Annotated in this window: 9 protein-coding genes; 5 read left to right on the forward strand and 4 right to left on the reverse strand. The window is 36.0% G+C overall.

From position 1 onward, the window contains the following. Positions 1–56: 56 nt before the first annotated feature. The 3 genes from HMPREF2801_RS07115 to HMPREF2801_RS07125 form a co-directional block, all read right to left on the reverse strand. The gene (locus tag HMPREF2801_RS07115) at positions 57–509 is read right to left on the reverse strand and encodes a DUF3021 domain-containing protein (protein ID WP_070611412.1); all 453 of its coding nucleotides are present in this window, start codon (positions 507–509) and stop codon (positions 57–59) included. A 9-nt stretch (positions 510–518) separates the two neighbouring features. Next, on the reverse strand, positions 519–959 hold the full coding sequence (locus HMPREF2801_RS07120) for a LytTR family DNA-binding domain-containing protein (protein WP_070611414.1): 441 nt from the start codon (positions 957–959) through the stop codon (positions 519–521). 118 nt (positions 960–1,077) lie between these two features. Continuing rightward, entirely contained in the window at positions 1,078–1,455 is a 378-nt protein-coding gene (locus tag HMPREF2801_RS07125; RefSeq protein WP_070611416.1) for a hotdog family protein, read from the reverse strand. 70 nt (positions 1,456–1,525) lie between these two features. Here HMPREF2801_RS07125 and HMPREF2801_RS07130 point away from each other — a divergent pair, with 70 nt between their 5' ends. Beyond that, positions 1,526–2,047 (forward strand): DUF3783 domain-containing protein, encoded by a 522-nt coding sequence (locus HMPREF2801_RS07130; protein WP_070611417.1) that lies wholly within the window; start codon positions 1,526–1,528, stop codon positions 2,045–2,047. Between the two features lie 73 nt (positions 2,048–2,120). Here the strand turns inward: HMPREF2801_RS07130 and carB are convergent, their stop codons facing one another. Beyond that, complete coding sequence (carB, locus tag HMPREF2801_RS07135; protein WP_070611420.1) at positions 2,121–5,324, reverse strand: carbamoyl-phosphate synthase large subunit; 3,204 nt, start codon at positions 5,322–5,324, stop codon at positions 2,121–2,123. 328 nt (positions 5,325–5,652) lie between these two features. On the opposite strand from carB, the gene HMPREF2801_RS07140 reads away from it, so the two are divergent. From HMPREF2801_RS07140 to HMPREF2801_RS07155, 4 genes are all read left to right on the forward strand, one after another. Then, positions 5,653–6,789 (forward strand): glycosyltransferase family 4 protein, encoded by a 1,137-nt coding sequence (locus HMPREF2801_RS07140; protein ID WP_070611422.1) that lies wholly within the window; start codon positions 5,653–5,655, stop codon positions 6,787–6,789. After that, positions 6,776–7,264, forward strand: a complete 489-nt coding sequence (locus HMPREF2801_RS07145) for a DUF4330 domain-containing protein (RefSeq protein WP_070611424.1) — start codon at positions 6,776–6,778, stop codon at positions 7,262–7,264. Before HMPREF2801_RS07140 ends, HMPREF2801_RS07145 begins: the two co-directional genes overlap by 14 nt. Further along, entirely contained in the window at positions 7,265–7,813 is a 549-nt protein-coding gene (locus HMPREF2801_RS07150) for a hypothetical protein (protein ID WP_070611425.1), read from the forward strand. Next, positions 7,807–8,746, forward strand: a 940-nt coding sequence (locus HMPREF2801_RS07155) for an O-antigen ligase family protein (RefSeq protein WP_070611427.1), incomplete at its 3' end; no start/stop codon positions are given. The genes HMPREF2801_RS07150 and HMPREF2801_RS07155, both read left to right, overlap by 7 nt.

The following is an 8,746-nucleotide window of genomic DNA, read 5'->3' on the forward strand; positions in this document are numbered from 1 at the left end:
TATTAGGTCCAACTTTATGGGGTCACAACAAAATTATTTCGTAAGCTGGCATCTTTTTATATATTATTTTTTAATTTTTCATTTAATCTTGCTATGTCCCTTTTGGCAAGTGTGTATTCAACAAACCAAATTACAAGATAGATTAAAAGGTAAATGCCAAGGAAGATGGCAAGGGACAAAGGGGACTTTTGGAACCAATAGAGCTTGTAGCCTACAAAAACCATGGTGGATGCAGTTAAGAGGAAGTGAATGATGGTTCTTGCAAGTATTGAAAGTTTTTCTTCTTCCCAAACTACAGAGGCAAAGCCAAAGACCATGCCAAGAAGTCCAGAAAGACAAATGGACAAAAAGTTTGCTGCAAAGACTGACCTAGAACTTTCAATTAAGCTTGGGTTTGCAATAGAAAAATCGCCTTCAGCAAAAATATAGGACATAATTAGGGAAATGACAAGCAAAACAAATTCACAAATCAAAAGACCATTTACCATGCGACTAATAATTTTTTTCATAAAATCACCTCATATACCTAGAGTATTTTTAATTTTTTTCACATATCTTCGAGATACGAAGGTCTTGGACTTATTTTTCATAGTGACAGAAATAGTTCCAGAGTAGGACAAGTCGAAGCTATCAACTAAGTTTAGGTTGATGAGTTCAGAGTTTGAAATCCTAACAAAATTTTTTGCCTTCAAAATTTCTTCCAGCTGATAAATTCTCTTCTTGACTAAATATTTTTCCTCAAGAGATTCGGCAAAGACCCTTGAATCCTCTGTGTAAATCCTGTAAATTTTTGCAGGCTTTAAAATTTTTATCTTCTCATCAAGAAAACCAATTAACAAATTTTCAGAATTTTCTAGCACAAAGGACTTCAGCCTTAAAACTTCTTCTGTAAGCTTATCAGTGTAGACAAGGACCTTGGGCACCTTATAATTTTCATCAATCTTAATTTCAAAATCCATTTCTGACCTCCTTTACTTATAATATAAAGCTTAAAAAGAAAAAGTAAACAAAACTTCTCTAAGTGGTTGAAAAATTTACCTAAGTGGCAAAAGAAAAAGTGCAGGAAGCTTCCCACACTTAATCTAATAAAATTCCCTTTAAAAATCCATGAAGGAGATGGTCGCCATTTTCGTCATAGACATCTGAAACTATGTCGATAAAATTTTTGCCACGCTTATTTTCTACATTTTCAACTATATTTAGGCATCTTATTTTTCTCCCAGTGTAAGCCTTTTTTATAAAATCAAACTCCATGCGATACATTAAAATATCGTAGTCGCCGCCAATTTTATTAGTAAGACTTGCAGTTAAAAGTCCCTGCAAAAGGTACTCGCCATCATCGTTGGGACTTTCGTGGTGCTTGCCCCAGAAGTTTGCATTCTCTGCGTAGTCTCTCAAATCTTTTTCAGTAAAAACTCTTTCGTAAATAACTTCGTCACCCTTATTTAATCTCATAAAAACACCTCATTCATAATATACCCAATAAATAAAATAAATTTGGGTAAAATAAAAGAGAGGTGTTAATGTGAAAAAAATTTTATTATACGGATTAGAAGAAGAAAAGACAAAAATCACAGAAAAAGTGGCGAGAGAATTTGGCATTGAAATAAATAAAATCGAAAAAAATAATTTAGACAAAAAAGTCGGCGACCTCTTTAACTTAGATTTAAGAGAAAATGATATTGTTGAAGATGAAAATAAGTTAATGGTGTTTTCTGACTTTGACAGAAACATTTTGCAAGACTTTTTAATTGCCCTAAAAAAAGAGGGAGTAATGGTGGATCATAAATGCGTCCTCACAGAGACTAATGCTAACTGGACCTTTGACTTTTTAATGGGTCACATTGCCGATGAGCACAGAGTTGTTACAAAATTTAGAGAACTTGGCGGGCTGGTAAAAATTGCCTTAGATAGACTTGAAGATGACAAGGACGAGGAACTCATGGACCTAGTAGAAAGAGCCATAGAAAACAAAAATAGAGAACTGGACGAGGAAAAACTTGACTCAGCCATAAAAGATTTGAGAGAAAAATTAGATATTAAGTAAAAGAAAAAGCCTTGATGTTCCTACACCAAGGCTAATTTTTTGTCTAAAATTTTTTAATTTATAAGTTTACAAATTAAAATTCTGAGATGTCATAGATATCCATGTTTTCTTCGTGGAATTTTTTATTTTTTACGGCTACTCTTGCTGCTAGGGTGTCAAGTGATGTTACTATGTCGATGCCATATTCTGTTGCCATTCTTCTAATCTTAAATCCGTCTCTTGTTGAGTCGCCACCTCTTGTTGGTGTGTTGACTACAATGTCGATTTCGCCATTTCTTATTACATCTAAGATATTTGGTCTTGGGTCATTTATCTTTCCAATTTCTCTTGCATCAATGCCTTCTTCTTTAAGAAGCCCACAAGTTCCCTTAGTTGCTATAAATTTGTAGCCCAAGTCCTTCATAGTCTTTGCTATTTCTATAAATTCTTTCTTGTCGTTGTCATTCACTGTTGCAAGGACTCTTGAAACTTCATTTTCTATTGCTGAGCCTGATGCCAAGAAGCCTTTGAAAAGTGCTTCGTCAATATCTTTTCCAACGCCAAGGACTTCGCCAGTGGATTTCATTTCAGGTCCAAGAGAAATTTCTACTCTGTTAAGCTTTGACATAGAGAAGACTGGAACTTTTACTGCCATAAGTTTTGGCTCTTTATAGATGTCCACTCCATAACCAAGGTCTTTTAGTTTTTCGCCAAGCATAGTCTTTGTTGCTAAATCAACTATTGGCACACCAGAAACCTTTGAGATGTAAGGTACAGTTCTTGATGCACGAGGGTTTACTTCTATAATATATAAATCATTTTTGTATTCGATAAACTGAATGTTGATCATGCCCTTTACATGAAGTGCCTTGGCAATTTTCTTTGTGTAGTCTAAGATTTTTGCCTTTATAGCATCAGAGATGTGAAGGCTTGGATAAATTGTTATTGAGTCGCCAGAGTGAACTCCTGCTCTTTCAAGGTGTTCCATGATGCCAGGAATTAAGACATCTTCGCCATCTGAAATTGCATCAACTTCGATTTCACGACCAACTAAATACTTGTCAATTAAAACTGGGTTAACTGCATCTCTTTCGAAGGCACTTTGCAAATAAGTCCTCAAACTTTCTTCGTCATAAGTTATTTGCATTCCTTGTCCACCAAGTACATAGGAAGGTCTTACAAGTAGTGGATAGCCAAGTTCCTTTGCAGCATCAAGTCCTTCCTTAACAGTAAAGACTCCATGTCCCTTTGGTCTATTGATCTTTAACTCTTCAAGCATTTCGTCAAATTTTTCTCTGTCTTCAGCCCTGTCTATGTCTTCAAAGTCAGTTCCCAAGATGTTGATTTTTTGTGAGTGAAGATATTTTGCAAGCTTAATAGCAGTTTGTCCACCAAAGGCAAGGATAACTCCCATAGGTTTTTCGATTTCAATTATAGATTTAACTTCTTCTTCAGTAAGTGGTTCGAAGTAAAGTTTGTCTGAAGTGTCAAAGTCTGTTGAAACAGTTTCAGGGTTGTTGTTAATAGTTACTGTTTCTATGCCAAGTTTAATAAGGGCCTTGATAGCGTGAACGCTGCAGTAGTCAAATTCGATTCCTTGACCAATCCTAATAGGACCAGATCCAATTACGATTATTTTTTTATTGGCTGACACAATATTTTCGTCTGTCTTTTCATAAGTTGAGTAATAGTAAGCGCCATTCTTTCTAAATGGAGAAGTGTCAACTCTTCTGTAATTTGGAAGAATTTTATTTTTTTCACGAAGTTCAATTACATCTTCCATATCTACGCCAAGAGCCTTGGCAATAGTCTTGTCAGAGAAGCCAAGTTTTTTAAGTTTAGCAAGTTCATCAGGAGTCATTGTGTCAAGGCTTAACTTTTTAAGATTTTCTTCTTCACGAACAATGTTTTCGATTTTTTCCAAGAAGTAAAGGTCAATGCCAGTTATGTCGTGGATGAGTTCAATGGAAAGTCCACGCCTCATAATTTCTGCAACATCAAAAAGTCTTTCGTCGTCAGGGAATTTAATTCTCTTCTTTAATTCTTCAGTAGTTCTTTCTTCAGAGAATTTTGATTCAAGAGAGAATTTAGAAATTTCAAGTGACCTAATTCCCTTCATGAGAGCTTCTTCAAAGGAAGAGCCAATTGACATAACTTCGCCAGTTGCCATCATCTTTGTGCCAAGTTTTCTATTTGCAAATTTGAATTTGTCAAAAGGCCATTTAGGAATTTTAACAACTACATAATTGCAGTGTGGTTCATAGTTTTCTATTGTTTCGCCAGTAGTTTCATTTTCGATTTCAGAAAGGTTAAAGCCAAGGGCAATCTTTGTTGCAATTCTTGCAATTGGATAACCTGTTGCCTTTGATGCAAGGGCAGAGGAACGAGAAACTCTAGGGTTAATTTCTATAACAGCGTAGTCCAAAGTTTCAGGATTTAAGGCAAGTTGAACATTGCAAGCGCCAACAACATTTACATTTTCAACAATATTTAAGGCTGCATTTTTTAATTTTTGTAGCACATCCTTGTCAAGGCTTTGGCAAGGAGCAACTACAATGGAGTCGCCAGTGTGAACGCCAACTGGGTCCACATTTTCCATGTCGCAGACAATAATTTTTTCACCAGCAACGTCCCTAATAACTTCAAATTCAATTTCCATCCAGCCACGAATAGATTTTTCAAGAAGGCATTCATTTACTGGGCTAAGGCTAAGGCCGTGAGATAAAACTTCTTCAAGTTCTTCTTCGTCATAGGCAAAGCCGCCGCCAGTTCCGCCAAGTGTGTAGGCAGGTCTAATAACTAGAGGGTAGCCAATTTTTTCTGCAAGGACCTTTCCTTCTTCTAGGGTAGTTGCGATTTCAGACTGAATAATTGGCTCGCCAATTTCCTTCATAGTATTTCTAAAAATATCTCTGTCTTCGCCTTTTTTTATAGCTTCAATGTCAGTGCCTATAATTTTTATTCCGTATTTATCTAAAATTCCACGCTTGTCTAGGTCTAGGGTCATGTTAAGACCAGTTTGTCCGCCCATGCCTGCAATAAGGGAATCAGGTCTTTCCTTTTCAATAATTTTTTCTATAAAGGAAATAGTTATTGGCTCAATATAAATTTTATCGGCAACACCCTTGTCTGTCATAATAGTAGCAGGGTTTGAGTTCACAAGAACAGTTTCCACACCATTCTTTTTTAAAGTTTCGCAAGCTTGTGTGCCTGAGTAGTCAAACTCAGCAGCTTGTCCTATAACAATGGGACCAGATCCTATTACTAGCGTCTTCTTAATCGAATTATCTCTTGGCATTTTTTTCTCCTTTTCCAAATAAAAGATCAAACATTCTTAAAAATGGGCAAAAAAAATTTAAGGTATTAAATTTGCTCAAAAAAAAATCATGCACAAGGACATGATTTTGCGTCAGTCCTTGGACTGATTTTCTATTTTTTTATCTTTATTATTAAATCACTTTTACAAAAAAATTGCAAGAACTTTTTAAGAAAAAATTTATAAAACATCTCACAAAAATTTAGAATAAAATAATATGTAGAGAATCCTCATCACTCATATTGTCCAACAAAAGAGTTAAAATTATTTAGAATTTATTGTATAATAAGAAAGATAAGGAGGAGAAGTTATGACAAAAGTTCTCCATTTAATTAGTGGCGGCGACACAGGTGGCGCAAAGACCCACATCTTTACGCTGATGAAAGGCTTATCTGGCAAAGTCGAAACCAAAATCATTTGCTTCATCAAGGACACCTTTTATGACGAAGCAAAGGAGAGAGGCATCGACATAGAAGTCTATCCACAAGAAAAGAGATCAGACCTTTCCGTCGTTTCTAAATTAAGTGACGAAATAAATAATGGCAAGTACGACTTAGTCCACGCCCATGGAGCGCGAGCTAATTTTATTTGCATGTTTTTAAAAAAGAAAATAAAAGTCCCCATGGTCACAACTATCCATTCAGATTACATGCTTGACTTCAAGGACTCATTTTACAAAAATTTAATCTACACGACTTTAAATAAGATGTCTTTAAGAAAATTTGATCACTACATTTGCGTAAGTGACAATTTCAAAAAAATGCTAGTGGATAGAGGCTTTGACAGGGATAAAATTCATGTCCTCTACAACGGCATAGACACAGAAGAAAAAATAGAGTACATCCCAAAGACTGCTTTCTTGGAAAAATATAAGATCAACTACAATGGTGAGCTCTTGGTGGGAATTGCAGCAAGACTTGACAAGGTTAAGGACCACGAGACCTTTATAAAGGCTTGCAAGGAAACTCTAGAAGTAAACCCAGACATCATATTTTTAATAGCAGGAGATGGCGACGAAAAGAAAAAGCTTGAAGAAATGGCTAAGTCCTTTGGCATAGAAAAGAATATTTACTTCCTTGGTTTTGTAAGGGACAAATATTCCTTCTTTAACGCCATAGACATAAATGTGCTTACAAGCATTTCTGAGTCCTTTCCCTATGTAATTCTTGAAGCAGCTCTGCTAGCCGTGCCTACAGTTTCCACAAAGACTGGCGGCATACCAGAGATCATAAAGGACGATTACACTGGATACTTATTCCCAGTGGGAAATTACAAGTCCCTTTCCAGATACCTTTTGGACCTCTATGACAAGAGAGACAAATTAAAGGAACTTGGCGACAACATAAAAAAAGAAGTAGTAGAAAAATATTCTCATGAATCCATGGGAGAAAGACAAAAAGAAATTTACGATGAAATATTAAGGGGAGGAAAAAATGAAGATAATTGACAAAAAGGGCAGACTTTTTGGACTAATTAACATAGTCGATTTATTGGTAATAATTTTGTTACTTGCACTTGTAATGATGGGAGTAAAGAGATTTGGCAACAAGGCAGCAGTTGGCGAAGCAACAACAAAAAAAGGTGTCATCACTGCAGAAGTTAAAGATGTAAGAGATGTAACTGCCAATAACATAAAAGTTGGCGACCCAATTTACGATTACGACAAGGGAACTTTAATAGGCAAAATCGCCACAGCTGAAGTTGAACCCTACAAGGACAAGACAGAATATCAAGGCAAATTTTACAATGCAGAAGTACCTGGCAAGTTCAGAGTAACTATTACAATAGACGCAGATGTCAAGGAAACTCAAGATTTTTATCAAGTTGGCACTGAACAAGTGAGAATCGGTGCAGAGATGAGAATAAAAAACAAGTCCATAACAACATTTATGACAATACTTGGCGTTGAAGTAAAGAACTAGGTGATCACTATTAATTCAATAACTATAAGCTTTCTAAATAAAATCTACTCATCCTTTTCTGGCTACTACGAGAGCTCACAGACAAAAAGGATTCACGATTTTATTAGAAAACCTCTAGCAGAAAACTTTGCAAATTCAAAGACTAAAAAAGTCCTAGCAGGCGAAAAAGTTTTATTTGCAAAATCCTTTATCTATAGAATTTATAGAGGACTTTTTAACTTAATAGAAAAATTTATGAATTTTTTGGGCAGGATTTTTGTGCCACTGATTAAACATTCCTTTTTCCTTGGCTCAGCCTTTAAGTCCCTTGACGATTTTGACGAAATCGCAGGCATGATTTCAAATATCACCTTTTACACTGGCATCTTAACACTGATACTTTCAGTAATTTTAAGGGCGAAGATAATTTTGCCACTTGCCTTTATTGTACTTGGGATAATTCTTTCCCTCTTAAAGGGCAAATACATGGACATAATAAAAGGCTCCAAGGTCCTAGAATTTTTTATATCTTTCTTTAAACTAGATGAAGGCGGTGAAAACTGGTGGTAAAATCAAAAAAAATTAATTTTATACTTTTGTCTGCAGTTTTCTTAAGCCTAATCTATTATTTCTTAGGGACAAAACTATTTTTGGCAGCCTTTGTGGGTGTAAGCGGACTCCTTTTAGTCATCTACGACATAAAAATTGGACTTTTCGCATCAGCCTTTTTATATCCCTTTGTGCCAGATGCCTTGGGACTAATAATGCTCCTTTCCATGGGATTTTTTGTCCTATTAAGGACCTTTCTCTACAAGGAAAGTTTCACAGTGGGCGAGAGGACAGTGCCCCTTTTCATATTTGCCTTTATAATAGTTTTTTCAACTATAACATCCATTGACCCAGCAGGGTCAGTCCGTGACTTGGCACTAAATGCAGCAGGCATATCCTTTTTATTTGCCATGACAAATTCCATAAAGACAAAGGGAGAACTCAATGCCTTTATATCAACCCTACTTTTGTCAGCCCTTGTAGTTGCCCTACTTGGAGTAGTCCAATACTTTACGGGAGTACAAATGAGGCCAGAGTGGCTAGATACAGAAAATAACACAGATATTGCAGTTAGAGTTTACTCAGTATTTTTCAATCCAAATATTTTGGCAGAATACCTGGTCCTAATTACACCAATAGCAGTAGGAATAACTTGGTACACAAAGTCCATGAGGAAGAAATTTCTCTTTGCAGCCTCAACAGGCATACTCCTACTTTGCATAGTTATGACATTGTCAAGAGGTGGTTGGGTAGGAATTGCCCTTGCAGCCCTTGCCTTTGTCCTCTTAGTAGATAAGAGACTGCTACTATTAGGAGTGCCAATAATTCTTGGAGGACTGGCATTCTTGCCACAAAAAGTCCTAGACAGGATCACCTCCATTGGCTCAACAGTGGACTCATCAAACCTATATAGGATAAAAATTTGGCAAATAACAAAAGATGTCATAAGAGACA

This window comes from Peptoniphilus sp. HMSC062D09 (genome assembly GCF_001811425.1).
Classification (GTDB): domain Bacteria; phylum Bacillota; class Clostridia; order Tissierellales; family Peptoniphilaceae; genus Peptoniphilus_A.

What these genes read in the sequence shown, in the direction of transcription:
- HMPREF2801_RS07115 (WP_070611412.1), bottom strand. Translation starts at nt 509, where the DNA reads ATGAAAAAAATTATTAGTCGCATGGTAAATGGTCTTTTGATTTGTGAA.
- HMPREF2801_RS07120 (WP_070611414.1), bottom strand. Translation starts at nt 959, where the DNA reads ATGGATTTTGAAATTAAGATTGATGAAAATTATAAGGTGCCCAAGGTC.
- HMPREF2801_RS07125 (WP_070611416.1), bottom strand. Translation starts at nt 1,455, where the DNA reads ATGAGATTAAATAAGGGTGACGAAGTTATTTACGAAAGAGTTTTTACT.
- carB (WP_070611420.1), bottom strand. Translation starts at nt 5,324, where the DNA reads ATGCCAAGAGATAATTCGATTAAGAAGACGCTAGTAATAGGATCTGGT.
- HMPREF2801_RS07140 (WP_070611422.1), top strand. Translation starts at nt 5,653, where the DNA reads ATGACAAAAGTTCTCCATTTAATTAGTGGCGGCGACACAGGTGGCGCA.
- HMPREF2801_RS07145 (WP_070611424.1), top strand. Translation starts at nt 6,776, where the DNA reads ATGAAGATAATTGACAAAAAGGGCAGACTTTTTGGACTAATTAACATA.